The sequence below is a fragment of the Gordonia sp. KTR9 genome (assembly GCF_000143885.2).
Lineage (GTDB): Bacteria > Actinomycetota > Actinomycetes > Mycobacteriales > Mycobacteriaceae > Gordonia.
The window spans coordinates 1,778,325-1,804,030 of record NC_018581.1 but is presented as its reverse complement, the minus strand read 5'-3'; the positions used below and the strand labels follow the sequence as shown (position 1 = coordinate 1,804,030).

The 25,706-nt window shown below is 68.4% G+C and carries 21 protein-coding genes and 1 tRNA gene; 13 read left to right on the top strand and 9 right to left on the bottom strand.

Annotation, left to right across the window (positions count from 1 at the left end; all coding sequences use genetic code 11):
- Positions 1–2 precede the first annotated feature (2 nt).
- Both KTR9_RS09005 and KTR9_RS09000 read right to left on the bottom strand, forming a co-directional pair.
- Positions 3–1,175 carry a cystathionine gamma-synthase gene (locus tag KTR9_RS09005; protein ID WP_010841795.1) on the bottom strand — a complete coding sequence of 391 codons (1,173 nt, stop codon included), beginning with the start codon at positions 1,173–1,175 and terminating at the stop codon, positions 3–5.
- A 10-nt stretch (positions 1,176–1,185) separates the two neighbouring features.
- Complete coding sequence (locus tag KTR9_RS09000) at positions 1,186–2,580, bottom strand: cystathionine beta-synthase (RefSeq protein ID WP_010841794.1); 1,395 nt, start codon at positions 2,578–2,580, stop codon at positions 1,186–1,188.
- A 77-nt stretch (positions 2,581–2,657) separates the two neighbouring features.
- Here KTR9_RS09000 and KTR9_RS08995 point away from each other — a divergent pair, with 77 nt between their 5' ends.
- Both KTR9_RS08995 and KTR9_RS08990 read left to right on the top strand, forming a co-directional pair.
- A complete protein-coding gene (locus KTR9_RS08995; RefSeq protein ID WP_425307018.1) occupies positions 2,658–3,593 on the top strand; it encodes an SGNH/GDSL hydrolase family protein in 936 nt (311 codons plus the stop codon).
- A 65-nt stretch (positions 3,594–3,658) separates the two neighbouring features.
- Positions 3,659–4,882 carry an acetyl-CoA C-acetyltransferase gene (locus tag KTR9_RS08990; RefSeq protein WP_010841792.1) on the top strand — a complete coding sequence of 408 codons (1,224 nt, stop codon included), beginning with the start codon at positions 3,659–3,661 and terminating at the stop codon, positions 4,880–4,882.
- Between the two features lie 15 nt (positions 4,883–4,897).
- On the opposite strand, the gene KTR9_RS08985 is transcribed toward KTR9_RS08990, so the two are convergent.
- The 5 genes from KTR9_RS08985 to KTR9_RS08965 all read right to left on the bottom strand — a co-directional run bounded on the left by KTR9_RS08985 (position 4,898) and on the right by KTR9_RS08965 (position 10,911).
- Positions 4,898–5,458 (bottom strand): DUF6790 family protein, encoded by a 561-nt coding sequence (locus KTR9_RS08985; protein ID WP_014926136.1) that lies wholly within the window; start codon positions 5,456–5,458, stop codon positions 4,898–4,900.
- Positions 5,459–5,591: 133 nt separating this feature from the next.
- Positions 5,592–6,458 carry a Bax inhibitor-1/YccA family protein gene (locus KTR9_RS08980; protein WP_035717090.1) on the bottom strand — a complete coding sequence of 289 codons (867 nt, stop codon included), beginning with the start codon at positions 6,456–6,458 and terminating at the stop codon, positions 5,592–5,594.
- Between the two features lie 144 nt (positions 6,459–6,602).
- Positions 6,603–7,289 carry a TetR/AcrR family transcriptional regulator gene (locus KTR9_RS08975; RefSeq protein WP_014926134.1) on the bottom strand — a complete coding sequence of 229 codons (687 nt, stop codon included), beginning with the start codon at positions 7,287–7,289 and terminating at the stop codon, positions 6,603–6,605.
- Positions 7,290–7,344: 55 nt separating this feature from the next.
- On the bottom strand, positions 7,345–9,618 hold the full coding sequence (locus KTR9_RS08970; protein WP_014926133.1) for an MMPL family transporter: 2,274 nt from the start codon (positions 9,616–9,618) through the stop codon (positions 7,345–7,347).
- A gap of 54 nt (positions 9,619–9,672) precedes the next feature.
- Positions 9,673–10,911: an oxygenase MpaB family protein gene (locus KTR9_RS08965; protein ID WP_014926132.1), complete on the bottom strand. Its 1,239-nt coding sequence runs from the start codon at positions 10,909–10,911 to the stop codon at positions 9,673–9,675.
- A 192-nt stretch (positions 10,912–11,103) separates the two neighbouring features.
- On the opposite strand from KTR9_RS08965, the gene KTR9_RS08960 reads away from it, so the two are divergent.
- The 3 genes from KTR9_RS08960 (at position 11,104) to KTR9_RS08950 (ending at position 12,082) form a co-directional block, all read left to right on the top strand.
- Positions 11,104–11,177, top strand: a tRNA-Leu gene (locus KTR9_RS08960).
- A 19-nt stretch (positions 11,178–11,196) separates the two neighbouring features.
- A complete protein-coding gene (locus tag KTR9_RS08955; protein WP_014926131.1) occupies positions 11,197–11,760 on the top strand; it encodes a hypothetical protein in 564 nt (187 codons plus the stop codon).
- Positions 11,761–11,863: 103 nt separating this feature from the next.
- On the top strand, positions 11,864–12,082 hold the full coding sequence (locus tag KTR9_RS08950; protein WP_010841782.1) for a hypothetical protein: 219 nt from the start codon (positions 11,864–11,866) through the stop codon (positions 12,080–12,082).
- On the opposite strand, the gene KTR9_RS08945 is transcribed toward KTR9_RS08950, so the two are convergent.
- Positions 12,079–12,936 (bottom strand): SDR family NAD(P)-dependent oxidoreductase, encoded by an 858-nt coding sequence (locus KTR9_RS08945; RefSeq protein ID WP_014926130.1) that lies wholly within the window; start codon positions 12,934–12,936, stop codon positions 12,079–12,081. The genes KTR9_RS08950 and KTR9_RS08945 overlap by 4 nt on opposite strands.
- 245 nt (positions 12,937–13,181) lie before the next feature.
- Here KTR9_RS08945 and KTR9_RS08940 point away from each other — a divergent pair, with 245 nt between their 5' ends.
- The 6 genes from KTR9_RS08940 (at position 13,182) to KTR9_RS08915 (ending at position 21,143) form a co-directional block, all read left to right on the top strand.
- On the top strand, positions 13,182–13,529 hold the full coding sequence (locus KTR9_RS08940) for an L-rhamnose mutarotase (RefSeq protein ID WP_014926129.1): 348 nt from the start codon (positions 13,182–13,184) through the stop codon (positions 13,527–13,529).
- A 128-nt stretch (positions 13,530–13,657) separates the two neighbouring features.
- Positions 13,658–15,031: an MFS transporter gene (locus KTR9_RS08935; RefSeq protein ID WP_014926128.1), complete on the top strand. Its 1,374-nt coding sequence runs from the start codon at positions 13,658–13,660 to the stop codon at positions 15,029–15,031.
- A 125-nt stretch (positions 15,032–15,156) separates the two neighbouring features.
- The gene (gene rhaI, locus KTR9_RS08930) at positions 15,157–16,317 is read left to right on the top strand and encodes an L-rhamnose isomerase (RefSeq protein WP_014926127.1); all 1,161 of its coding nucleotides are present in this window, start codon (positions 15,157–15,159) and stop codon (positions 16,315–16,317) included.
- Positions 16,318–16,366: 49 nt separating this feature from the next.
- Entirely contained in the window at positions 16,367–18,403 is a 2,037-nt protein-coding gene (locus tag KTR9_RS08925) for a bifunctional rhamnulose-1-phosphate aldolase/short-chain dehydrogenase (RefSeq protein ID WP_014926126.1), read from the top strand.
- Positions 18,400–19,887 carry a rhamnulokinase gene (locus KTR9_RS08920; protein WP_014926125.1) on the top strand — a complete coding sequence of 496 codons (1,488 nt, stop codon included), beginning with the start codon at positions 18,400–18,402 and terminating at the stop codon, positions 19,885–19,887. Before KTR9_RS08925 ends, KTR9_RS08920 begins: the two co-directional genes overlap by 4 nt.
- A gap of 20 nt (positions 19,888–19,907) precedes the next feature.
- A complete protein-coding gene (locus KTR9_RS08915) occupies positions 19,908–21,143 on the top strand; it encodes an alpha-hydroxy acid oxidase (protein ID WP_010841775.1) in 1,236 nt (411 codons plus the stop codon).
- A gap of 55 nt (positions 21,144–21,198) precedes the next feature.
- Here the strand turns inward: KTR9_RS08915 and KTR9_RS08910 are convergent, their stop codons facing one another.
- Positions 21,199–22,671, bottom strand: a complete 1,473-nt coding sequence (locus tag KTR9_RS08910; RefSeq protein ID WP_014926123.1) for an MFS transporter — start codon at positions 22,669–22,671, stop codon at positions 21,199–21,201.
- A gap of 119 nt (positions 22,672–22,790) precedes the next feature.
- On the opposite strand from KTR9_RS08910, the gene KTR9_RS08905 reads away from it, so the two are divergent.
- Both KTR9_RS08905 and KTR9_RS08900 read left to right on the top strand, forming a co-directional pair.
- Complete coding sequence (locus tag KTR9_RS08905; protein ID WP_014926122.1) at positions 22,791–23,804, top strand: LacI family DNA-binding transcriptional regulator; 1,014 nt, start codon at positions 22,791–22,793, stop codon at positions 23,802–23,804.
- A 797-nt stretch (positions 23,805–24,601) separates the two neighbouring features.
- Positions 24,602–25,465 carry an alpha/beta fold hydrolase gene (locus KTR9_RS08900; protein WP_014926121.1) on the top strand — a complete coding sequence of 288 codons (864 nt, stop codon included), beginning with the start codon at positions 24,602–24,604 and terminating at the stop codon, positions 25,463–25,465.
- The last annotated feature ends 241 nt before the right edge of the window (positions 25,466–25,706 follow it).

Sequence of the window (25,706 nt, the reverse complement as noted above, 5' to 3'; positions counted from 1 at the left end):
GCTCAGCGCAGCGCGTTCTCCAGATCGCCGAGGATGTCGTCGATGTCCTCGATACCCACCGAGAGGCGGACCAGGTTGGCGGGCACCTCGAGCAGCGATCCGGCGGTCGAGGCGTGCGTCATCGCACCGGGGTGTTCGATCAACGACTCGATGCCGCCGAGAGATTCGGCGAGCGTGAACACCTCGGTGCGGGCGCAGAACTCCTTGGCCTCGTCGAGGCCGCCCTTGACCAACACCGAGACCATGCCGCCGTAGCGCTTCATCTGCTTACCCGCGACCTCGTGTCCCGGGTGGTTCTCCAGACCCGGGTACAGGACGGCGTCGATCTTGTCGTGGCCGCTCAGGAACTCGACGACCTTCTCCGCGTTGTCGCAGTGCCGATCCATCCGGACACCGAGGGTCTTGATCCCGCGCAGGGTCAGGAACCCGTCGAACGGGCCCGGTACCGCTCCCGCGCCGTTCTGCAGGAATGCGAACGCCTCGTCGAGCTCCTCGCTGTCGGTGACCAGCGCGCCACCGACGACATCCGAGTGCCCGCCCAGGTACTTGGTCGTCGAATGCAGTACGACGTCGGCGCCCAGGACGAGCGGCTGCTGCAGGTACGGCGAGGCAAAGGTGTTGTCGACCACGAGCTTCGCGCCGGCCTCGTGTGCGACGGCGGCGAGGGTCTCGATGTCGCCGACGTTGAGCAGCGGGTTGGTCGGCGTCTCGGTCCAGACCAGCTTGGTCTCCGGCCGGATGGCGTCGCGCACCGCGGCGACGTCGGACACCGGGGCCACCGAGTAGGTGATACCCCACTGGCTGAAGACCTTGTCGATGAGCCGGAAAGTCCCGCCGTAGGCGTCGTTGGGGATCACCAGATGGTCGCCCGGCCGCAGCGTCGACCGCAGCAGGCAGTCGGTGGCCGCCATACCGGAGGCGAAAGCCCTTCCGTAGGTGCCGCTCTCGAGCGCGGCGAGGTTGGCCTCGAGGGCGCGCCGGGTCGGGTTGCCGGTGCGCGCGTACTCGAAGCCGTCGCGCAGGCCGCCGACGCCGTCCTGGGCGAAGGTCGAACTCGCGTAGATGGGGACGTTCACCGCACCCGTCTGGGGATCGGGGTCGTACCCGGCATGGATGGCGCGGGTCGAGAAGCCTTGCCAGCGAACCGAATCCGCCGCACTGCGTCGTTCACTCACGGTGATGCTCCTATCCGACGATCGGGTGGCTCGACACGAAGGCGAGCAGGTCGTGGCGCGTGATCACGCCGATGGGCTTGCCGTCTTCGACGACCATGAGCGCGTCGCAGTCGCCCAGCGCCTTGGTCGCCGCCGACACCGGTTCGCCGGAACCGATGAGCGGGAACGGCTCCCCCATGTGCGCCGAGACGGGGTCGGCGAGACTGGCGCGACCTTCGAAGACCGCGCTGAGCAGGTCGCGCTCGGTGACCGCGCCCGCGACCTCACCGGCCATCACGGGCGGCTCGGCGCCGACGACCGGCATCTGGGAGACGCCGTACTCGCGGAGGATCTCGATCGCGTCGCGCAGGGTCTCCTGCGGGTGGGTGTGGACGAGGTCGGGCAGGGCGCCGGTCTTGCCGCGCAACACATCCCCCACGAGCGATTCCTTGGTGTTGGCGTCGAGCGGGCTCCGCAGGAAGCCGTAGCTGCTCATCCACTGGTCGTTGAAGATCTTCGCCATGTAGCCGCGGCCGCCGTCGGGCAGCAGGACGACGACCACCGCGTCGGGACCCTCGCGCTCGGCGACCTGCAGGGCGGCCACGACCGCCATCCCGCACGAACCGCCGACCAGCAGTCCCTCCTCGCGGGCCAGTCGCCGGGTCATGTCGAAGGAGTCGGCGTCGGAGACCGCGATGATCTCGTCGGGGATCGCCGGGTCGTAGGCATCGGGCCAGAAATCCTCGCCGACGCCCTCGACGAGGTACGGCCGCCCGGTTCCGCCGGAGTACACCGAACCCTCGGGATCGACGCCGACGATCTTCACGGCTCCGTCGGAGATCTCCTTGAGGTAGCGGCCGGTGCCGGTGATGGTGCCGCCGGTGCCGACGCCCGCCACGAAGTGGGTGACCTTGCCGTCGGTGTCGGCCCAGATCTCGGGTCCGGTGGTCTCGTAGTGACTCTGCGGCCCGGCCGGATTGGCGTACTGGTTGGGCTTCCACGCACCGTCGATCTCGGTGACCAGCCGATCGGAGACGCTGTAGTAACTGTCCGGGTGGGACGGCTCGACCGCGGTCGGGCAGACCACGACCTCGGCGCCGTAGGCTCGCAGGACGTTGCGCTTGTCCTCGCCGACCTTGTCGGGGCAGACGAAGACGCACTTGTAGCCGCGCTGCTGCGCGACGAGCGCCAGTCCGACGCCGGTGTTGCCCGACGTCGGCTCCACGATGGTTCCGCCCGGCTTCAGCTCGCCCGAGGCCTCCGCGGCGTCGATCATCCGCACGGCGATCCGGTCCTTGCTGCTACCACCGGGATTGAGGTACTCGACCTTGGCGGCGACCAGGCCCGATCCGGGTGAGGTCACCGAGTTCAGCTTGACCAGCGGGGTGTTGCCCACCAGGTCGACGACGTGATTGGCGATGCGCATGCGTCCATCGTCCCAGAGCGGCCGCGAACAGCGACACCCGGCCGCTGCCCGAAGCCGCAACCCCTAAACTGGCACCCGTGTCCGGTTCGAGTCGCAAGGGAATCGCCTCCGGGAGGATCGTGCGCGATGTCGGCGCCACGGCGGCGGCGACCGCGGGCGCGGCCGGTGCCGGGTGGGCCGCCTACAACCTGCTGAACAGTCAGGCAGCCGAGGCCCGGGTGGTGATACCGCACCGCACCGACAATGCCCCGGACGGCGACGGCGTGTATCGCCCCGACGGCACCAGCGAACGCTTCACCCGCGACACCGTCTACGACCTCTACCTCGTCGTGTTCGGTGACTCGACCGCGGCCGGGCTGGGCGCCGAGACCGCCGAGGAGACCCCGGGTGTGCAGATCGCCCGCCGGGTGGCCGCGGAGACCGATCAGGTGGTCCGCTACGCCAACAAGGCGATCGTCGGCGCGACGTCGAAAGGGCTCGCGGCGCAGATCGAGGCCATGTTCGTCCACCACGAGCGACCCGACGTCGCCGTCATCCTCGTCGGCGCCAACGACGTCACCGCCCGTAACAGTCCGCTCCCGTCGGCGCGCCGGCTCGGTGAGGCGGTCCACGCGCTCGTGGACGGGGGCGCGAAGGTGGTCGTGGGCACCTGCCCGGACTTCGGGGTGGTGACCGCGATCCCCCAGCCCCTCCGGGCGGTGCTCCGGCGCTGGGGACTCGCGCTGGCCGCCGCGCAACGCTCGGCGGTCCGGGCCGCCGGTGGACGCCCGGTACCGCTGGCCGACCTGCTGACCGAAGAGTTCCTCGCGCGACCCGAGCACATGCTGTCGCCCGACCGCTTCCATCCGTCGGCAGCGGGGTACGAGCTGGCCGCCGACATCCTCGTGCCCGAGGTCCTCGCCTCGATCGGCGAATGGGGGCCCACGCCGTTGCCCGAGCCGCCCAAGGTGTCCGAGGCCGTCGAAGAAACACGACTCATCACACGTGTCAGGAAACAGTTCACGCGACTCTGACCAGCGCCGTTCCGGACACCCCCGCCGCAAAACCAAGCAGATGCTTGGTGCGGTAGTTTTGAGGCATGCCTGAAGCTGTCATCGTCGCCCATGCCCGTTCCCCGATCGGCCGCGCGGCCAAGGGATCCCTCAAAGACGTCCGCCCCGACGAACTGTCGCGTCAGATGGTCGAAGCCGCGCTCGCCAAGGTGCCCGAACTCGACCCTGCCCTGATCGAGGACATCCACTGGGGCATCGGCCAGCCCGGCGGCCAGGGCGGTTACAACATCGCCCGGGTGATCGCGGTCGAGCTCGGTCACGACCACATCCCCGGCGTGACGGTGAACCGCTACTGCTCGTCGTCGTTGCAGACCACCCGGATGGCGCTGCACGCGATCAAGGCCGGCGAGGCCGACGTCCTGATCTCCGGTGGCGTCGAGAGCGTGTCGAGCTTCGGGATCTCCGGCGGCGCCGACGGCGCACCGAACTCGAAGAACCCGATGTTCGACGACGCGATGGCCCGGACCGAGAAGGCAGCCGCCGGCGACGCCGGCATCTGGCACGACCCGCGCAAGGACGGCGTCGTCCCCGACGTGTACATCGCAATGGGTCAGACCGCCGAGAACGTGGCGTCGTCCACCGGCATCTCCCGCGAGGACCAGGACCGGTGGGGCGTGCTGAGCCAGAACCGTGCCGAGGCAGCGATCAAGTCCGGGTTCTTCGAGCGCGAGATCGACCCGGTCACCCTGCCCGACGGCTCACTCGTCACCACCGACGACGGTCCGCGCGCCGGCACGACCTACGAGAAGATCTCGCAGCTCAAGCCGGTCTTCCGCCCCGACGGCACCATCACCGCGGGTAACGCCTGCCCGTTGAACGACGGCGCCGCGGCACTGGTCATCATGAGCGACACCAAGGCGAAGGAACTGGGCCTGACCCCGCTCGCACGGGTCGTCGCCACCGCGGCCACCGGCCTGTCGCCGGAGATCATGGGGCTCGGTCCGATCGAGGCGATCCGGAAGGTGCTGCGCGTCTCGGGGATGTCGCTGTCGGACATCGATCTCGTCGAGATCAACGAGGCGTTCGCCGTCCAGGTCCTCGGTTCGGCCGCCGAACTCGGCATCGACCACGACAAGCTGAACGTGTCCGGTGGGGCGATCGCCCTCGGTCACCCGTTCGGCATGACCGGCGCCCGCATCACGACCACCCTGCTCAACAACCTTCGTACCCACGACAAGACCTTCGGCATCGAATCGATGTGTGTGGGCGGCGGCCAGGGTATGGCCATGGTGCTCGAGCGCCTCAGCTGAACGGGCTGGAGCGCCTCAGCTGATCGAGACCGTTTCCGTCTCGTCGACGCCCCTCGCCGCGTTGGGTCCTTGGATCGCGACGCTGCGGGGGGTTGTTCGTCGGTAGACGAACCAGGCGATGACGACCACGCCGACGATGTAGATCTCGGCGGGGATCGCCCAGACGTTGTTGGTCGCCGTGTTGTCGTGGATGTAGTACTGCGAGATGTGCCCGGCGAGGTCCCCGCCGTAGCTGATGGCCAGCGCCCAGACGGCGGCATCGAGCCATCCACCGCGGTTGCTCACCCGGAAGCAGAGCACACCGAGCACGCCCACGGCGATGTCGTTCCACCCGAGTTCCCACTGGAACATCGACGGGATGAAGTCCGGTCCGATGCCTTCGGCGATCTCGGGGGCGTTCGGGCCGACGTGCCCGATGCCCGCGAGGATGCCGAACGCACCTCCGGGGACCAGGATCCAGAGCATCACGAGCTCGGCTGCGCGGCCGAAGGTGCGCCGCCGCACCGATCGGTCCACCAGTATGTGCACCACGGCGCCGACGATCATCAGCGCCAGCTGAATCAGAAAGAACACCATGCCCGAACGGTAGAACCGCGGCGGTGGGTCGCCCCCGCAAACGCGTCTGGGCGGCACATTTTGTCGCACACAGGACCCTCGAGACGACAGTGGCCCCGCACCGAGAGGTGCGGGGCCACTGTCGTGTGACGGACTAGTCGGAGTTGAAGTAGGTCAGCAGTCGCAGGATCTCGACGTAGAGCCAGACCAGGGTGACGGTCAGGCCGAGTGCGACGCCCCAGGCGGCGCGGTCGGGTGCGCCGGCGCGGATCAGGCGATCCGCGGCGTCGAAGTCCAGCAGGAAGCTGAACGCGGCGAGGGCGATGCAGACCAGCGAGAAGATGATCGCGATCGGGCCGCCGTCGCGGAGCACCCCGGCCTCACCGGTGAACAGACCGATGACCAGGTTGCCGAGCATCAGCACCAGGACGCCGATCATGCCGGCGAACAGCATGCGCGTGAAACGCGGCGTCACGCGGATGGCGCCGACCTTGTACACGACCAGCATGCCGAAGAACACGCCGAAGGTGCCGAGGACCGCCTGCCCGATCAGGGCACCGGCGGAGGTGTCACCGGCGACTGCCCAGTTCGCGAACACGAACGAGATGGCACCGACGAACAGACCCTCGAACGCGGCATAGGCCAGCACGATGGCCGGGTTGTCCTGCTTGCGCCCGAAGCTCGCCACCAGGACGAGGACGAGACCGGCGATGGCACCGACCAGCATGAGCGGCGTGGCGAGAGCTGCCTGAGCGGACTCGGTCGCGCGGCTGCTGATGGCGAAGTACGTGGCGACCGCGGCCAGGGTCAGCACCCCGAGGGTGATCGCGGTCTTCGTGACGACGTCGTCGATGGTGAGCTGACGAGTGGTCGGCGGTGCCGGCTGGGTGTAGGGGTCAGTGGCCTGACCGTATTGATTGGCCGCGGCGCCGGCGCCGGCCATGCCGGCCCCGAAACCCGCGTACCCGGACTGATTGTCGCGGACCACGCCGCGCATCACCGGATTGCTGCTTTCTCGCACGAAGCGCTCCTTAATCGGTACGGATGTATACCGTCTCAACGTCGGGTCGTTCCTGTGAGTTCCCTGACGAGAACGCACGACGACCGAGTCGACATCGACTTTACCGACTCTTGACCCTTCTGTCGTCGAACACCCGCCCCGGGGTCAGTTCGCGCGCTCGCGCAGCGACCTCAACCGGTCGCCGACGGCGGTCCGACCGACACCCTCGCCCGTCCCGAGCGCGGCCCGGCCGAGGCACATCGCGGTGAGCATCGACTCGGCCCGCGCGAAGTCCCCACCCCAGGGCAGGCCCGGCTTGGCGAGCATCAACGAGGCGATCCCGTGGGCAGTCGCCCAGAACTCGAGAACGATGTCGGCGACCTCCGCGCGGTCGAACATGCCGTCGTCGGCCAGCGCGGTGACGGTGCCGACGAACCGGGTGTACGCACTGGCGGCGAGCACCTCGTCGACCTTCGACGGATGCCCCTCGGAGGTGGGCTTGCCGAACGCCACGCGGTAGAGCACGGGGTTGGCGACGGCGAAACGCACATAGGCCATCCCCTGGTTCAGCGCTTGCTCGAACGGGTCGTCGACACCCGCCGACGCGGCGGCCATCTCGTCGTCGAGGCGCTCGAAGTAACGGGCGCACACGGCGTCGAGCAGCGCCTCCTTGTCGGCGAAGTGCAGGTAGATCGACGGCGGCGTGACCCCGACACGGTTGGCGACCGCGCGGATGGACATCGCGGTGTCATCGCCGTTCTCCACCAGCAATTCGCCCGCTGCCTCGATGATCTCCTCCGCGAGGATCTCCCCGGACCCGCGTGGTGATCTCGCTCGTCGTCGTGTCGTCACTGCGCTCCTGAATCCGTGCCGCCCCGATTCGGCTGCCGATATGACGTATTCGGTGTCAGACCCTTGTCGGCGAGGTCTCGGCCGTCGACTTCTCGGCGGGTTGCCCGATCTCGGGTGCCTCCTCGGACAACCCGATCCGATCGTGCAGGCGCCTCAGGGGCCCCGGAGCCCACCAGTTGGCCCGCCCCACCAGCCGCATGAACGCGGGGACGAGGAACATCCGGATGAGCGTCGCGTCCATCAGGACCGCCAGCGTGAGTCCGACCCCGAACATCCGCATGAACGAGACCTCCGACGCCGCGATGGCGGCGAAGACGATGCTCATCAGCAATGCCGCCGCGGTGATGACCCGACCGGTTCGGGCCAGGCCCATCGCCACGGCATGGTCGCTGGCCGCTCGCGTCCGGTCCGATCGCAACCACTCCTCACGAATCCGTCCCAGCAGGAACACCTCGTAGTCCATCGACAGGCCGAATGCGACGCAGAACAGCAGCACCGGCATCGTCGCGTTGAGGGTGCCCGTGGCGGTGGTCCCCAAACCACCGAGATGCCCCTCCTGGAAGAACCAGACCATCGCCCCGAAGGTCGCCGACAGCGACAGGACGTTGAGGACCAGCGCCTTCAGGGGCAGCACGACGCTGCCGGTGAACAGGAACAGCAGGACGAACGTCGCGATCGCGATCAGGCCGAGTACCCACGGCAGGTGCGCATAGATCGACCCGACGGTGTCGTCGGTGGTGGCGGCGAGTCCGGTGAACAGCGTCTCCGTTCCCTCCGGGGGCGCCACCGCGCGCAGTTGACCGAGCTGGCCGATACCGCCGTCGCTCATCGGGTCGCGGTCGGTGGAGACGTTCAGCACGTGCACGTCACCCCGGCTGTCGTCCGGACTGCCGGGGGCGACCGGCGCCCCTCGGACGAACGTTCCGGCCGACGAGCCCGCCGAGTTGACGTCCTCGACCTCCGAGAGGGCGCGGGTGTAGGCCGCCAGGGTCTGATCGTCCACGGGTCCCCGCACGACGACGGTGACCGCGGCGGACAGATCGTCCTCGTAGTCCTCACGGATCTCCTGCTGGATGGCGTGCGAGCTCGCCGATTCGGGTAGCACCCGGTCGTCGGGGAATCCCATCTTGATCGACAGGAACGGAGCGCCGAGCACCAACAGGAAGACCGTGACCACCGCGGCGACCGGCAGGGCGTGGCGGAGCACCCACTGCACGAGCCGGTACCACCAGGTCTCCTCGGGCTCGACGGGTCGCGACGGCGGCAGCCGCAGCACACGCCGCAGCGGCTTGCGTGCATCGAACGCGTCGATGCGGTCGCCGAGGAGCATGAGCACGGCCGGGGTCAGGACGAGCGCCGACACCGCCGCCACGACCACGACGCCGAGACCCGCGAATGCGAAGGATCGCAGGAAGTACTGCGGGAACAGCACGAGCGCGCTCAACGAGAGGGCGACGGTCACAGCGGAGAATGCGACGGTCCGCCCGGCAGTGGCCAGGGTCCGGACGATCGCGTCGGGCCGGCTCAGCCCGTGCTCGACCTCTTCCCTGTAGCGCGTCAACAGCAGCAGCGTGTAGTCGATCGCGAGCGCGAGACCCAGTGCGGTGGTGAGGTTCAGCGCGAACACGGAGACGTCGGTGAGCGATCCGATCACGCGGAGAAGCGCGAAGGTGAGGATGATCGAGACGATGCCGATGCCGACGGGGACGGCCGCCGCGAGCAATCCGCCGAAGATGAAGATCAGCACGACGAACGTGATCGGGATCGCGATCGCCTCGGCGATGAGCAGGTCCGACGAGGTCTGGTCGTTGACCTGCGCGAAGACGAGTCCCTGGCCGCCGACCTGCACGGTGATCCCGTCACGGACACCGGCGAAAGCCGCTTCGATCTCCTCGGCGTGAGCCGGTGCCGAGTCCTCGCCCCCGTCGAGCGAGGCGATGACCAAAGTCGACGTCCGGTCGCGACTGACCAGCGCCGAGTCGAGCGCCGGATTGGCCCAGACCGACAGGATCTGGTCCTGCACATACTCATTGCGGTTCAGATCGGCGATGATCTCGTCGCCGACGGCCTTGGCCGTCGGGTCGCGTGAGATGTCGACGCCGGCGGGCCCGTCGAGCTTGAGGACGACCTGGATCCCGCCTCGGTTGAAGGTCTCGTCGAGTACCTCCTGGGCTCGTGCCGAACCCGAGTTCGGGTCGCTGTAGCCGCCGGCCAGCAGGTGTTGGGCCGCGGTGGCGCCGTACGCGCCACACACGACAAGCAGGATGAGCGCACCCACGAGCACTCTTTTGGGCATGGATATGACCAGCCGTGTCAATCTGACCAGCATGCGGACCCCTCGTCGCGTCGGTCGACTTTACGGCGTTAAGTTATCAGCAGTAATTTAGGCGGTCAAGGACGTGTTCGCCGGTTGGGGCATTCCGAGTCCGCGCCGAACGGTGCGCAGTTCGCGTTCGATCACCGTCGATTCCGAACCGAGCAGTCCGGTCGTCCGCGCGATCTCACGCAGCCGGACGGCGGGACGCGCGACGTCGACGAGATGGTGCAATGGCGTACGGCGCAGACCCATCCGCCGGGCGACCGGTCGCTCGACCCACCTGGTGCTGATGGCCGAGAACGAGGACATGAGCAGAGGCCTCGTGAGCGCATCCACCGCGGAGACCAGCAGCCCGGGCACCGGTATCGGGGCGGCACCGTGGACGACGCGCGGAAGGTCGTAGCCCTCGCGCAGGAGCGCCTTGATCAGGATCTTCGACGAGTCGTCGGGCCGTAGCTCGAATTCGCCTGCCACCCGGAACAATTCGCTCGCCGAGTCGTAACTCGCCGGCAGCAGGTCGTCGTCGACGCCGATGACCCAGCCGATCCAGCGCCACAGGTGGGTGATCGCCTCGTGTTCGGCACTGCTGTAGTGGATACCGAAATCCCGTGCGACGACGAGCGGCAGGGCGAGGAACCCGCACGAGATGGTCATCACCGAATACGTCTGGTTGATCGGCGCACCCCACTCCGTTTCGTCCCAGCCCGCATCGTCGCACGCCGACGACTCGCCGCCGGGCGGGTGACGCAGGATGTCGCGGATGTACGCGTGCAGAAGCCGAATACGCAGTGTGGCAACCCAACCGGGACGACCGGGCAGCATCGACCCGGGGGTCGTGGCCTCGGCGACCCAGCGCGCCGTCGACTCGACCCGATCACGTGTCCCCGACCCCAGCCGGCCGGTGGCGACGAGTGGACGGACGAAACCCTGGGCCTTGAATCCATAGATCAGCGACTGATACAGCGTCGACGACTGCAGGGTCCCGAAGCGCCACCACGCACGGGCGCCGGCCTCCGCCCAGGCGGCGTCGAACCACGGCGGTGGGGTGCTCGCCGCCTGCAACAGGCGCTGCATCGAGGCGGGCATCTCGAGATGGTCGGGATCGGACGCCGCATCGGCGGCGTGCTCTTCCAGCAGCGCGACGAGGGTGGAGAACGAGATCCCCCGCTCCCGGGCCTCGATGATCACCGCGTCGGCGAGCGGATCACCCTGCATCAGGCCGGCCTCGAGACGCTCGACGATCTCGGGATGCCGTTCTCGGACGGCCTTCCAATTACGTGCCCCGGTCACTGCTGCCGCGTCCATGCCCCATGATCACCCCGGCGTCAGGGCCGGTCAAGGATGTCTGACTCCCAGACCTCGACTCGACTGCCAGACCTCGATCGAAGTCTGGCAGTCGAGTTGGGGTCTGTCGGTGGCGACGCCGGACCACAGGACGGCCGCCGCGGTGCCGGCTGACTATGCTCACCAGGGGCACCGTCGTCGCGCGGACCCTGCGCCCCCATAGCCCAATTGGCAGAGGCAGCCGACTTAAAATCGGCACAGTGTCGGTTCGAGTCCGACTGGGGGCACGCGAATGAGGTGACGACCATGCCGAAGCACACCATTGATGATCTGATCGCGCTGATCCCACCACCGGCAGCGCGGCCGGCGACGGTCGACTGGGCGCAGACCGAGCAGCGTCTGGGGTTCCGCCCCCCGACCGACTACAAGGCACTCGCCGACACCTACGGCCCCGGGGTCTTCTGCGACGACTTCTTGGTGTGGACCGGACTCCCCTGGCCCGATGCTCCGATCGAGGAGGCGGGCAGCCGCGCCGTGGCGGAACTCGATCCACTCCTCGAGGACCCGAGCATCGTGACCTGGGCCCGCGACGACGGCACCGACACGGCCGTCGATCTGGCCGGCGGCGCGTTCTTCGGATGGGGTCGCTCCACCGACGGCGACTCGGGCTATTGGCACCTGACGGGTGACGATCCCGACGAGTGGCCGGTCCTGGTCACCGACGGCGTGATGGTCTGCGACCACCACTCCGGTGGGCTGGTGTCGTACCTCTACGACTTCTGGACCGGCGGGTTCCCGAACCGTCAGGTCTTCGCCGGACGCGAAGCACCGGAACGGCTGACATTCGAGCAGGTGGTCGTCGGCTCGTAGTCGGCGCCGGACCCGACGCTCCATGGCGGCTGCACCAGGCCCGTCCACGCGACTGCGTGGACGGGCCGCCGCGCCCCCGGGCGGGCGTGCTGTACTCGACGGCATGTCCACTCGGGTTGTCCTGCTCGCCGACTCCTCGGTCGCTCTTCTCACCCTCGGTATCTCCGTGTACTCGATCGCGATCCTCGTGTGCCTGGGCATCGCGATCAACGCCGCCCGATTCGGACGTCGACGCGTCGCCGTCGCGATGGCGTGGGTCGTCGGCGTGCTGACCGTGGCGGGTGTCATCGTGGCCATCCTGAGCAGTACCGCCGGGAGCTAACCCTCCGGACGCAACTCCGCGCGCTGTCGGGCGATGAACTGCGCGGCAAGCCGATTCGTGAGGCCCGGCGCCAATCTGTGGATGCGCCAGGTGATCCGGGATCGGCGGGGCACGACGAGCAGCGGCTGGTTGCGCCCGAGGGCGGCGATCGTGTCCTGCGCCAGCCGATCGGCGTCGTAGGCCTGTGACGAGCCCTGGCTCGCGAGATAGTAAGAGCGACCGACGAATCCGCCGACCGATCCTTTGTCGAGGATCGGCGTCTCCACCGCCGAGGGACATACCGCCATCACGCCGACCCCATGACCCGCGGCCTCGGTGCGCAAGGCGAGCGACAACCCGACGACCGCGTGCTTGGTCATCACGTAGCTGGTGATCAGTCCGGCGGCGACGAGGCCGCCCATCGAGGCCGTGTTGACGATGTGCCCGGACCGCTGCTCGATCATCACCGGATACGCCGCCGCGACCCCGTGCACGACACCCCGGATGTTGACGTCGATGATCGCGTTCCACTGGTCCGGCGACAGCATCTCGGTCGGGCCGCCCCACGTGATCCCCGCATTGTTGAACATCAGATCCAGCCGCCCCGACTCCGCGACGACGTCGTCGATCATCCGCTGGACCGCTGCGCCGTCCGTCACGTCGAGACGCACCGCCCGGACCCTGCCCGGCCCGCCAGACAGCGACGACGCCACCCGTTCCGCCGCGGGGAGGTCGATGTCCGCGCAGGTCACGAGCGCTCCCTCGGCGGCCAGCGCACGGGTGAGCGCGGCCCCGATCCCGGACCCACCACCGGTCACGATCGCGACCTTGCCCGCGAGGTCCGGTCGACCTCGCGTCTTCCGGCGTCCGAGCACGTCAACCCCCGTCGTTGCAGTCCGGTCCCGTGGCGCGCCGGCGACGACGGTCGGCGAGAGCGGGCTCAGACGATCATGACCGATCCCCACTCGACCTCGGACGGCTTTGCCCGGACCGGGTCTTGACATCCTCACAGGCCCCTCTTAATGTTGCTGCCATCACAAATTGAAACGTTTTAATTCCCCGGGTTGATCCTCACTCGACGGTCTGCGTTTCCCCACACGTCGTCTCGTCAGGAGCAGCCATGTCCGACCCCCAGCGCGTCTGCTTCGTGCTCCATCTCCGTCCCGAGCGCGTCGAGGACTACCTCGAAGCCCACACGGAGGTCTGGCCGGAGATGCTCGACGCCCTGCGAGAGACCGGCTGGCGCAACTACTCCCTGTTCCTCCGCAGGGACGACGGCATGGTCGTCGGCTACCTCGAAACCGACGACTTCGCGACGACCAGCGCCGCCATGGAGGCGACCGACGTCAACACCCGCTGGCAGGCACACATGTCCGAGTACTTCCTCCCACCGGCCGGACCCGATGCCGACGGCGCGAACCCGGACACGATCCGCACCGAACTCGTCGAGTACTTCCACCTCGACTGACCTCTCCCGCACGACACCGATCCGACACAGGCACGACACGTACTGACGGGCGCACCGACATCAGCGAACCCCGGTTTGACCTCTCCGATCCCGACCCTCTGTACTGATCTCCGACGCAAGGAATCACCATGAAAGTAGGAGCGCGCTCCACCACCGGCTGGCGGGCGACCATCTCGGTCGCCATGTCGAATTACATCGAGGCCGGCTCGATCATCGCGATCGCGACCAGTCTCACGTTCTGGCAGGACGAGTTCGGCATCAGCAACTTCGCCGTCGGCCTGCTGGCCGCTCTGAGCGCCAACGCCTTCGGTGCCGCCGTCGGTGCCGCGATCGGCGGCCCGCTGTGTGACCGCTACGGCCGCAAGGCGATCTACACCTACGACCTACTGGTCTACATGGTCGGCGTGTTGCTCGCGGCCTTCGCGTTCAACTTCACCATGCTGCTGGCCGCCTTCATCATCACCGGTCTCGCGGTCGGCGCCGGCGTACCCGCCTCCTGGACCTACATCGCCGAAGAGGCCCCGTCGGTCGAACGCGCCAAGCACGTCGGTACCGCGCAGCTGGCCTGGTCGGTCGGACCCCTGATCGGTTTCGCGCTCGCGGCCGCGCTCGCCCCGCTTGGCCTCCTCGGTTCGCGCATCATCTTCCTGCACCTGTTCGTCGTCGCGGCGGTCGTCTGGTGGATTCGCCAGGGGCTCGCGGAGTCGAAGATCTGGTCCGACGAGGCGGTCAACGAGACGCGTGAACTCACCGCATCCGTCGGCGCGCGTGGCATCAAGGGCCTGTTCTCCAAGAAGGTGAACATCACCGCCCTGCTCCTGCTCGGTGGGATCTACCTCTTCTGGAACACCGTCGCCGGGCAGGCCGGCATCTTCATGCCGCGCGTCTACGAGACCGCCGGCGTCGAGAGCGCCGTTCAGCAGAACCTGCTGCAGGTGCTCGTCTGGGGCTGCACCGTCCTCGCGACCTACTTCGGCTTCATGCGGTATGCAGATCGGGTCTCGCAGCGCGCGCTGTACGTCTTCGGCGCCGCGCTGGGCATCGTCGCCTGGACCGTGCTGGTCGCCTTCACCGACAGCGGTGTCGCGACGATGCTCGTCTTCGCGGTCCTGTGGGGCATCTCCTCGGGCATCGGCGCGCAGGCGTTCTACAGCCTGTGGGCGAGCGAGATGTTCGCCACCCCGTACCGGGCCAGCGCCCAGGGCGTCATGTTCTTCGCCGTCCGCACCGCAACCGGTCTGCTGAGCTACTTCTTCCCCACCATGCTGGCGGCCACCGGACTCACCACGGTCGGCATCCTGCTGGTGGCGCTGCTCACCGTCGCACTGATCATCGGGGCCATCGCGGCACCGGACACGCAGGGCAAGACGTTGCAGGAGATCGAGGTCGAGCGCTACGGAGCTCCGCTGTCACCCGAGCTCATCGAGACGCCGTCACCCTCCAGCCGTCCGGCCCGTGGCACCAACCCGGCCGCGGAGTCCGAGCACAAGGCCCCGGCCTGACACGTCCTCCCGATCGCGCGCCGCGTGATTGAAACGTTCCACCAGCACGACGTTCCACCCAGACCTCCCCGCCGCCGGTAGTTCCCCGACGCCGGCGGCGGGGAATCCCAACGGAAAGAACCCTCATGACCACCTTTGACGAGACGATCCTCGACAACCTCGAGATCGAGCTCCCCTCCTGGGCGTTCGGCAACTCCGGCACCCGGTTCAAGGTGTTCGGCACCCCGGGCACCCCCCGTTCCATCCATGAGAAGATCACCGACGCCGCCAAGGTCAACGAACTGACCGGCCTGGCACCGACAGTCGCCCTGCACATCCCGTGGGACACCGTCGACGACTACCGCGCGCTCGCCGCGTACGCGAAGGATCTCGGCGTCGGCCTCGGGACGATCAACTCCAACACCTTCCAGGACGACGACTACAAGTTCGGCAGCCTCACCCACACCGACAAGACGGTGCGGCAGAAGGCCATCGACCACCATCTCGCCTGTATCGAGGTGATGGACGCGACCGGCTCACGCGATCTCAAGATCTGGCTCGCCGACGGCACCAACTACCCCGGGCAGGGCGACATCCGCGGCCGCCAGGACCGCCTCGCCGAGTCGCTCGCGGCCATCTACCAGCACATCGGTGACGACCAGCGACTCGTGTTGGAGTACAAGTTCTTCGAGCCCGCGACCTATGTCACCGACGTCCCCGACTGGGGCACCTCGTACGCGCACGTGAGCGCCCTGGGCGAGCGCGCGATGGTCTGCCTCGACACCGGCCACCACGCGCCGGGCACCAACATCGAGTTCATCGTCGCGCAGTTGCTGCGTCTCGGGAAGCTGGGATCGTTCGACTTCAATTCCCGCTTCTACGCCGACGACGACCTCATCGTCGGCGCGGCGGATCCGTTCCAGCTGTTCCGCATCCTGTTCGAGGTGATCCGCGGCGGCGGTCTCGACACCGGCTCACCGGTCGCGCTGATGCTCGACCAGTGCCACAACGTCGAGGAGAAGATCCCCGGTCAGATCCGCTCGGTGCTCAACGTCGAGGAGATGACCGCTCGTGCACTCCTCGTCGACACCAACGCCCTGACCGAGGCGCAGGCCGCCGGAGATGTGTTGGGCGCGAACGCCATCGTGATGGACGCCTTCTACACCGACGTCCGTCCGATGCTCGCCGACCGCCGCGTCCGCCGTGGTCTGCCCGCGGACCCGATGGCCGCCTATGCCGCTTCCGGCCACCACGACCGCATCGTCGCCGAGCGTGTCGGCGGTACCCAGTCGTCCTGGGGCGCCTGAGCCCTCCACCGCCCCAGTCACCCCTGAACTCCCGAGGAGATCACCCGCAATGACCAATCCCGCAGTCGCCGCACTCATCGCGCGGTCCAACCGACTCGGCTCTGATCCGAAGAACACCAACTACGCCGGCGGCAACACCTCCGCCAAGGGCACCGACACCGATCCCGTCACCGGCGAGGACGTCGAGCTGTTGTGGGTCAAGGGCTCCGGCGGCGACCTCGGCACGCTGACCGAGCAGGGGCTCGCGGTCCTGCGCCTCGATCGCATGCGCGCCCTCGTCGACGTCTATCCCGGCCTCGATCGCGAGGACGAGATGGTCGCCGCCTTCGACTACTGCCTGCACGGCAAGGGCGGGGCCGCCCCGTCCATCGACACCGCGATGCACGGACTGGTCGACGCCGCACACGTCGATCACCTGCACCCCGACTCCGGCATCGCCATCGCCACCGCTGCCGACGGAGAGGCGCTGACGAACAAGATCTTCGGCGACCGCGTCGTGTGGGTGCCGTGGCGGCGTCCGGGTTTCCAGCTCGGCCTGGACATCTCGGCGATCAAGCGGGACAACCCGCAGGCGATCGGCTGCATCCTCGGCGGACACGGCATCACCGCGTGGGGAGACACCTCCGATGAGGCACAGGCCCACTCGCTGGAGATCATCCACACCGCCGAGGAGTACATCGCCGCCAACGGCCGACCGCAGCCCTTCGGCGCCCCGCTCGACGGGTACGACGCTCTTCCCGCCGACGAACGCCGCGCCAAGGCGGCGGCCCTCGCGCCGTTCATCCGTGGGCTCGCCTCGGTGGACAGGCCTCAGGTCGGCCACTTCACCGACGCCGAACCGGTCCTCGAATTCCTGGCGGCGGAGCAGCATCCGCGCCTGGCCGCACTCGGCACGAGTTGCCCGGACCACTTCCTGCGCACCAAGGTCAAGCCCCTCGTCCTCGACCTCCCGGCGTCGGCGACGGTCGACGAGTGCAAGCAACGACTCACCGCTCTGCACGAGGCCTACCGCGAGGACTACCGGGCGTACTACGAGCGCCACGCCACCGCGGACAGCCCCGCGATGCGCGGCGCCGACCCGGCCATCGTGCTCGTCCCCGGCGTCGGCATGTTCAGCTTCGGCAAGGACAAGCAGACCGCACGCGTCGCCGGCGAGTTCTACCTGAACGCCATCAACGTGATGCGCGGCGCCGAGGCCATCTCGACCTACGCACCGATCGACGAGTCGGAGAAGTTCCGGATCGAGTACTGGCTGCTCGAAGAGGCCAAGCTCGCGCGGATGCCCAAGCCGAAGCCGCTGGCGACCCGCATCGCCCTGGTGACCGGTGCGGCCTCGGGAATCGGCAAGGCCATTGCGGCGCGTCTGGCCGCCGAAGGTGCGTGCGTGGTGATCGCCGACCTCGACGCCGAGAAGGCAACCGCCGCCGCCGAGGAGATCGGTTCGAGCGATGTCGCGATCGGTGTGGCGGCCGACGTCACCGACGAGGCAGCCGTGCAGGCGGCGATCGACGCGACCGTGCTCGCCTTCGGCGGCATCGACCTCGTGGTGAACAACGCCGGTCTGTCGCTGTCGAAGTCGTTGCTGGATACCACCGCCGCCGACTGGGACCTGCAGCACAATGTGATGGCCCGCGGCTCGTTCCTGGTGAGCAAGGCGGCCGCCCGCGCCCTCATCGACCAGAAACTGGGCGGCGACATCCTCTACATCTCGTCGAAGAACTCGGTCTTCGCCGGACCCAACAACATCGCCTACTCGGCGACGAAAGCCGACCAGGCACATCAGGTCCGCCTGCTGGCCGCCGAACTCGGCGAGCACGGCGTCAAGGTCAACGGCATCAATCCCGATGGCGTGGTGCGCGGTTCGGGGATCTTCGCCGGCGGATGGGGTGCGCAGCGCGCCGCCGTCTACGGCGTCGAGGAGAAGGATCTGGGCAAGTTCTACGCGCAGCGCACCCTGCTCAAGCGCGAGGTGCTGCCGGAGAACATCGCCAACGCCGCCTTCGCACTCTGCACGTCCGACTTCTCCCACACCACGGGTCTGCACGTGCCGGTGGACGCGGGCGTCGCCGCCGCCTTCCTCCGATGAGTCGCTCCACCCGGTCGGCCCAGGTCGCCGCGATCGACCTGGGTGCGACCAGCGGCCGGGTCATGCTCGCCGACGTCTCCCGCGGACGTCTCGAGCTCGAGCAGGTCGCGCGGTTCGCCAACGATCCCGTCCACATCTGGAACGGTCGCCGGTCGGCACTCCACTGGGACCTCCCAGGACTGTTCCGGGCCGCGTCCGCCGGCCTGGCCGAGGCGGGCAGGCAGTCCGACGACCTGGTCGGGATCGGGGTGGATTCCTGGGCGGTGGACTACGCCCTGCTCCGCGAGGGCCGGATGCTCGGGTTGCCCCACCACTACCGGGACGTGCGCAGTGCAGCCGGGGTCGACGCCGTGCACGCCGAGCTCGGTCCGGCGGACCTGTACGTGCGCAACGGCTTACAGCATCTACCGTTCACCACCCTGTACCAGCTGGCCGCCGAGAAGACAGACGGACTGCTCGACCAGGCCGACACCGCGCTGCTCATCCCGGACCTCGTCACCTACTGGCTGACGGGTCGGCGCGGCACCGAGCGGACCAACGCGTCCACGACCGGACTGCTCGGCATCAACGGGCGCTGGGACACCCCCATGATGGAGCGGCTCGGGCTGCCGGTCGGGTTGTTCCCCGACATCGTCGAGACCGGCACCGACCAGGGCCCGCTGCTCGTCGACGTCGCGGAACGACTCGGATTGTCGGCGTCGACCCGCGTCACCGCCGTCGCCTCCCACGACACCGCGTCGGCCGTCGCCGCCATCCCGATGGACCCGACCAGCTCGGCATACATCTCCTGCGGCACCTGGGGTCTGGTCGGTGTCGAACTCGACGAGCCCGTGGTCTCCCGCGACGGGTGGAAGGCCAACTTCACCAACGAGGTGGGTGCCGACGGCCGGATTCGCTACCTGCACAACGTGATGGGCCTCTGGCTGCTCAGCGAGACCGTGCGTCAGTACCAGCGCGAGGGTTACCGCGCCGACCTCGGCGAACTGCTGGCCCAGGCGGCCGAGGCCCCGCCCACCGTCGAGATCTTCGACACCGACGATGCGCGGTTCCTGCCGCCCGGGGACATGCCCGGACGCATCCGCGCCTGGTACGACGAGCGCGGCATGCGGCCCCCGATGACGCGCCCGGAGATGGTTCGCGCCATCGTCGACAGCCTGGCGTCGGCGTTCGCCGACGGCGTCACCCGGGCGGCCCGACTGTCCGGGACGAGGGTGGAGACCGTGCACCTCGTCGGCGGCGGCTCGCAGAACCGGCTGTTGTGCCAGCTCACCGCCGACCGTCTCGGCCTGCCGGTGCTGGCCGGGCCGGTGGAGGCGACTGCGCTCGGCAACGTGCTGATCACGGCACGCGCACACGGACTGATCGATGGCGACCTGGAGGCGATGAGGTCTATCGTCGCCGACAGGTTCCCGCCGCAACACTATGCACCCCGACACTCCCGCGGCACACGATCCCGCACCGCGGTCGGGACAGGAAAGGCATGACGATGCAACGCACATCCCCCATGAAGCGTCGAGTTCCCAAACCGCGCGACCTCGCACCGCTGATGCAGTTCAAGAAGCCGCAGTTCGACGCCAAGAAGCGACGTCTCGATGCCGCGCTCACGATCGAGGACCTGCGGGCGATCGCCAAGCGTCGCACCCCCAAGGCCGCGTTCGACTACACCGACGGCTCGGCCGAGGCCGAGCTGTCGATCGAACGTGCGCGACAGGCGTTCTCCGACATCGAGTTCCACCCGGCGATCCTTCGCGACGTCGCGAAGGTCGACACCTCGTGCACAATCCTCGGCGGCCGTTCAGAACTGCCGTTCGGCATCGCCCCGACCGGGTTCACCCGGATGATGCAGACCGAGGGCGAATACGCCGGTGCACGCGCCGCCGCACGCGCCGGGATCCCCTTCTCGCTGTCGACGATGGGAACGGCGTCGATCGAAGACGTCCGGGACGCGAACCCGCACGGGCGCAACTGGTTCCAGCTGTACATGTGGAAGGACCGGGAGCGCTCGATGGCGCTGGTCGACCGGGCCGCAAAGGCCGGATACGACACACTCCTGGTGACCGTCGACGTCCCGGTCGCCGGTGCCCGCCTCCGCGACAAGCGCAACGGCATGTCCATCCCACCGGCGCTGACCGCCAAGACCGTCCTCAACGCCATCCCCCGGCCGCAGTGGTGGATCGACTTCCTGACCACCGAACCCTTGGCGTTCGCCTCACTCGACCGCTGGTCGGGCACGGTGGCCGAACTCCTGGACACCATGTTCGACCCCACGGTCACGTTCGACGATCTGGCGTGGATCAAGTCGCAGTGGCCGGGCAAGCTCGTGGTCAAGGGCATCCAGACCGTCGACGATGCCAAGGCGGTCACCGGACTCGGCGCCGACGGCATCGTGTTGTCGAATCACGGTGGGCGCCAGCTCGATCGCGCGCCGATACCGTTCCATCTCCTCCCCGAGGTGGCCCGCGAGGTCGGCGCGGACACCGAGGTCATGCTGGACACCGGCATCATGAGCGGTGCCGACATCGTCGCGTCGGTCGCGCTCGGCGCCCGGTTCACCCTCGTCGGGCGCGCCTACCTGTACGGCCTGATGGCCGGCGGCGAGGCCGGGGTCGACCGGATGATCGAGATCCTCGGCGAGCAGATCGCCCGCACGATGCGCCTGCTCGGCGTCGCCTCGCTGGACGAACTGACGCCTGCGCATGTGACCCAACTGGAGCGGCTGGTGCCCCGGGCACGTTCCTGACGCCCGGGTCGTCGCGTGGGGCCCGGTCCGGCGGATCGGGCCCCACACCAGCCGGTCAGACGGATCGGGCGCCGACGTCCGCGGATGCGTCCCGGCGGTGTGCGAAGTGGTCCGCCAGACCGACCGCCAGCGCGATGAGCACGAGGACTGCTGCGGTCGCCAGGCCGATCTGGAACGCCCGCGCCCAGTCACCACCGCTGTTCGCGACCTGGGCGAAGAACACCGCACCGACGAGCGCGATGCCCGCGGCGGCGCCGATGCGCTGCCCGGTCTGCAGGACGCCCCCGGCGATACCGGCCTTGGTGACCGGGACCTGGTCGAGGCTCAGCGTGAGGTTGGGCGAGATCACGAGCCCGGACCCGACGCCGGCGACCAGCAGTGGCAGTGCGGCCGCGTAACCGACGTCGTGACCGGGCACGAGCTGGACGGCGATGATCGTCGCGATCATTCCCAGGACGACCAGTCCCAGTCCCAGCAGGACCAGCTTCCTGCCGACCCGCGTGACGATGTTCCCGCCGACGCTCGCCGACACCGCCGACCCGAGCGCGAAGGGCGTCACCGCCAGCCCGCCCTGCAGGGCCGAGTAACCCAGCCCCTGCTGGACGAACAACGTGTAGATGAAGAAGACCGTGGTGAAGCCCGCGAAGTAGACCATGGCGATGATGCACCCGAGCGAGTACGACCGCATCGAGAAGAGCGAGAGGTCGACGAGTTGCTGATGTCCGACGCGCCCCTGGCGCCGTTCCCACAACACGAAGGCAGCCAGCAGCACCGCGGCGACGACCAGCAGCAGCCACTTCTGCCCGCCGGGCCACTCCTGTTCCTGGACCATCGGCAGCATCAGCGCGAACACTCCGGTACCCAGCAGCAGCACGCCAACCGGATCGAAACTCCCCCGCAACGGCTGTTTGAGTTCGTCGGGCCGGGCCGGGATGAGACGGACGGCGCCGACGAAGGCGGCGATGCCGATCGGCACGTTGACGAAGAAGATCCAGCGCCAGCCGTCGACGGACCCGCCCAGCTGGATGAGGACGCCGCCCAGCAGCGGTCCCACGGCGGTCGAGATGCCGATGGTCGCGGCGAACATGCCGAACGCCCGGCCCCGCTCCGCGCCGCGGAACAGCAGCTGGATCAGTCCGGAGACCTGCGGTGCCAGAATGCCGCCCGCGACACCCTGGATCAGGCGGGACACGACGAGTTGCGTCGGCCCCTGGGCGATGCCGCACGCCGCGGAGGAGAGCACGAACAGGGTCAACCCCACGAGGAAGGTCACCTTGCGGCCCCGGGCATCACCGACCCGGCCCGCAGGCACCAGAACGAGGCCGAAGGCCAGGGCGTACCCGGAGACCACCCACGAGAGATCGGCGGAGTCGGCTCCGAGACCGGATTCGATGGAGGGCAGCGCGACATTGACGATCGAGACGTCGAGAAGCGTCATGAATCCCACGACCAGGCAGACCGCGAGTGCCTTCCACCGTCGTGGGTCTGGCTGGTAGTCCGCGGAGAACGGGCTGGCCGGAGTCGACATCGAGCCGCCTTTCATACAGGGGATACCGCGCTGTTCGTAGTCAATCAGCCCCCGAGATGGGCGACCCTCCCGACTCTGCGTACCGCGTGTGGCGGTGCGGCGTCTGGTGAGATGAACACATGGGTGTGAGCATGCGAGACGTCGCGGCAGCGGCCTCGGTGTCGGTCGGAACGGTCTCGAACGTGCTCAACTCGCCCGGGAAGGTCTCCCCCTCGACCGTCGCGCGGGTGCAGGCGGCCATCGACCAGTTGGGCTTCGTGCGCAACGACGCCGCGCGTCAGCTCCGGGCGGGCCGTTCGCGATGCGTCGGCATGGTGGTGCTCGACGTGGGCAACCCGTTCTTCACCGATATCGCCCGCGCCGCCGAACAGCGGGCCGGCGACCACGACCTCACGGTGTTGCTGGGGACGTCCGACGACGACGAGTCGCGCGAACAGGCCTACCTCGACACGTTCGACGAGCAGCGGGTCTTCGGCCTGCTCGTCTCCCCGATCGGCGACGATCTGCGCCGGTTCGACTCGCTGCGTCGCCACGGCACCCCGGTGATCCTCGTCGACCGGGACGCCGGCGGGTCTCCCTTCGACTCCGTCGCCGTGGACGACATCGCGGGCGGACGGCTCGCGGTCTCGCACCTGTGCGAGACCGGGCGTCGCCGGATCGTCTTCGTCGGCGGGCCACCCGGACTGCGGCAGGTCGCCGACCGCCTGCGGGGCGGGCAGGACGCGGTCGAGGACGTCGACGGTGCCGCACTCGAGGTGGTTCACACACCGAATCTGAGCGTGCTCGCCGGGCGCGAGGCGGGCACGGCCCTGCTGGCCAGGACCCCCCGCGAGCGGCCGGATGCGGTGTTCTGCGCCAACGACCTCCTCGCGATCGGTGTCCTGCAGGCGTTCACGATGCTGGGCAGGGACATCCGGGTTCCGGGGGACATCGCGATCATCGGTTACGACGACATCGACTTCGCCAGGTCGACCGTCGTCCCGTTGTCGTCGATCCGGCAGCCGACCTCCCGTATCGGCGTCACCGCGGTCGACCTGCTGATCAGCGCGGCGAACGATCCCGCGGAGCGCCATGTCCCGTCGAACCTGGTGTTCCAGCCGGAACTCGTCGCTCGGGCGTCGACCCTGGGGTAAGGGCTCGGTACCGGCAGCGCGGCAAGTCAAACTGGTGGTCGGGGTGACCGTGGTCCTGATCGTTGGGGACACGGCTTGGCTGGCGTGCGTCGAAGCCGAGGCTCAGGAAGCCTCGAGCCCGTCGCCGAACCCGGTGAACTCGCGGTGGTTTCATCCCGTCGGCCGTCCAGCTGCCTCTGTTCGTGGTGTTCGGACTCCTCACCGGCGCAATGGAAGTCGTCTACCACCGAGTGATTCTCGACGCACTCGGTGGTAGACGACTTCCGGCACGAATCCCCGATCGTCAGGGCTGCGCTCACGGCGCTGTTGTCGGGGCGCTGCTGGCGATCGACCCGCTGACCGCTGGCATGCGCGAGCCAACATTCTGTTAAAGGTCTAGCGGAGCACCGCCACGCCGATCGGGACGACGGCGTACGTTGCGTTCCTGCAGTGCGCCCGACCACGAGCAGCTACAGGCTCGTGGCCACCACGCACAGCCCGGGCCGAGGACCACCACCCACTACGAGGATGCCGATCAGGACGCGTCGACCATCGCGTCAGTTCGCAAGCTTGCTGAGCACCAGCGTACGTATCGCCGCCGCGAGCAGGTTGGTGGTCAGGACCCAGCCGATCCTTGCGGGTCCGACCCTCGTGCGCCGACATCATCGGGGTGACCGCGAAGCACAGGGCGGTGACCGACCAACCAGGTTGACGCCGCGGTGGCCATCTGGACGCTGCACCCCGGGGCCCGTCTCGCTGGCCCTCGGACCTGAATTTATAGTCAGAGTCAAAAGTGCATCATCGACGGAGGGACGTCCATGTCCGACACCACCAGCGCCATGCGCCTACGCGGGGACGGCGTGACACTGGCGGCCGACCGCTGGGATCCGGCGAAGCCGCCCGCGGCGGGGACCGCGCTCCTCCTGCACGGCGGAGGTCAGACACGACATTCGTGGCAGCGCACTGGACAACGGCTCGCCGAGCACGGCTGGACCGCGATGACGATCGACGCCCGAGGACACGGGGACAGCGACTGGGCCGCCGACGGCGACTATTCGATCGCCGCGCACGCCAGCGATCTGGCCACGGTCGTCGCGGACCTCGACACCCAGCCGGTGCTCATCGGCGCTTCGATGGGAGGGATGGCCTCGCTGATCGCCCAGGGAGCCGACCCTGCACTCGCATGTGGCCTGGTACTGGTCGACATCGCGCCGAGCGCCGAGCCGGCAGGTTTGGAAAAGATCGCAAGCTTCATGCGGGACGGCCTGGCAGGCTTCGATTCACTAGACGACGCCGCCGCGGCGGTTGCCGCCTACAACCCACACCGCCGCCGGCCCCCGCGGCCGGACGGGCTGCGCAAAAATCTGCGGTGGCGCGATGGTCGGTGGTACTGGCACTGGGACCCGCAGATGATCGCCGATCCGTCCAACAGTCCTGAGCAGGCCGGCGTGCGCGAAGAACAGGCCCGTGCGGCCGCGCGGTCGATCACCGTGCCCACGCTGCTGATCCGGGGAGAGCAATCCGACGTTGTCAGTCCCGAGAACGCCCGCGACCTGCTCCGGCTCATCCCGACCGCTCGTCAAATCGAGGTCGGCGGCGCCGGACACATGGTCAGCGGCGATGACAATGACGTCCTCAGCGAAGGACTCATCGAGTTTCTCGACCGGGACCTGCAGAATTGAGACCGAGTCGGCGCTCACGTCTCGGACACGCCGCGAGGAACGCCTCATCGCGACAGAGCAGGGACTGGTCCCGATGCATTGAACGATTAGCAACACCACGAGCCGCAATGCAAATGAAACAGCCGATCTGGCCGTGACTCGGCAACAGGCCACAATTACTGCGCCAACCGGATCTGACTGGATCGAGCAGTTCCGGTTCGGACTCGTCAGATCAACTGTGATCTGTCGTTACCCAGTCAGC

Bases quoted from the DNA above. Each gene is read 5' to 3' on its own strand.
- KTR9_RS09000 (WP_010841794.1), bottom strand. From the start codon at position 2,580: ATGCGCATCGCCAATCACGTCGTCGACCTGGTGGGCAACACCCCGCTG.
- KTR9_RS08990 (WP_010841792.1), top strand. From the start codon at position 3,659: ATGCCTGAAGCTGTCATCGTCGCCCATGCCCGTTCCCCGATCGGCCGC.
- KTR9_RS08985 (WP_014926136.1), bottom strand. From the start codon at position 5,458: ATGGTGTTCTTTCTGATTCAGCTGGCGCTGATGATCGTCGGCGCCGTG.
- KTR9_RS08970 (WP_014926133.1), bottom strand. From the start codon at position 9,618: ATGCTGGTCAGATTGACACGGCTGGTCATATCCATGCCCAAAAGAGTG.
- KTR9_RS08965 (WP_014926132.1), bottom strand. From the start codon at position 10,911: ATGGACGCGGCAGCAGTGACCGGGGCACGTAATTGGAAGGCCGTCCGA.
- KTR9_RS08955 (WP_014926131.1), top strand. From the start codon at position 11,197: ATGCCGAAGCACACCATTGATGATCTGATCGCGCTGATCCCACCACCG.
- KTR9_RS08950 (WP_010841782.1), top strand. From the start codon at position 11,864: ATGTCCACTCGGGTTGTCCTGCTCGCCGACTCCTCGGTCGCTCTTCTC.
- KTR9_RS08940 (WP_014926129.1), top strand. From the start codon at position 13,182: ATGTCCGACCCCCAGCGCGTCTGCTTCGTGCTCCATCTCCGTCCCGAG.
- KTR9_RS08935 (WP_014926128.1), top strand. From the start codon at position 13,658: ATGAAAGTAGGAGCGCGCTCCACCACCGGCTGGCGGGCGACCATCTCG.
- rhaI (WP_014926127.1), top strand. From the start codon at position 15,157: ATGACCACCTTTGACGAGACGATCCTCGACAACCTCGAGATCGAGCTC.
- KTR9_RS08925 (WP_014926126.1), top strand. From the start codon at position 16,367: ATGACCAATCCCGCAGTCGCCGCACTCATCGCGCGGTCCAACCGACTC.
- KTR9_RS08920 (WP_014926125.1), top strand. From the start codon at position 18,400: ATGAGTCGCTCCACCCGGTCGGCCCAGGTCGCCGCGATCGACCTGGGT.
- KTR9_RS08915 (WP_010841775.1), top strand. From the start codon at position 19,908: ATGAAGCGTCGAGTTCCCAAACCGCGCGACCTCGCACCGCTGATGCAG.
- KTR9_RS08910 (WP_014926123.1), bottom strand. From the start codon at position 22,671: ATGTCGACTCCGGCCAGCCCGTTCTCCGCGGACTACCAGCCAGACCCA.
- KTR9_RS08905 (WP_014926122.1), top strand. From the start codon at position 22,791: ATGGGTGTGAGCATGCGAGACGTCGCGGCAGCGGCCTCGGTGTCGGTC.
- KTR9_RS08900 (WP_014926121.1), top strand. From the start codon at position 24,602: ATGTCCGACACCACCAGCGCCATGCGCCTACGCGGGGACGGCGTGACA.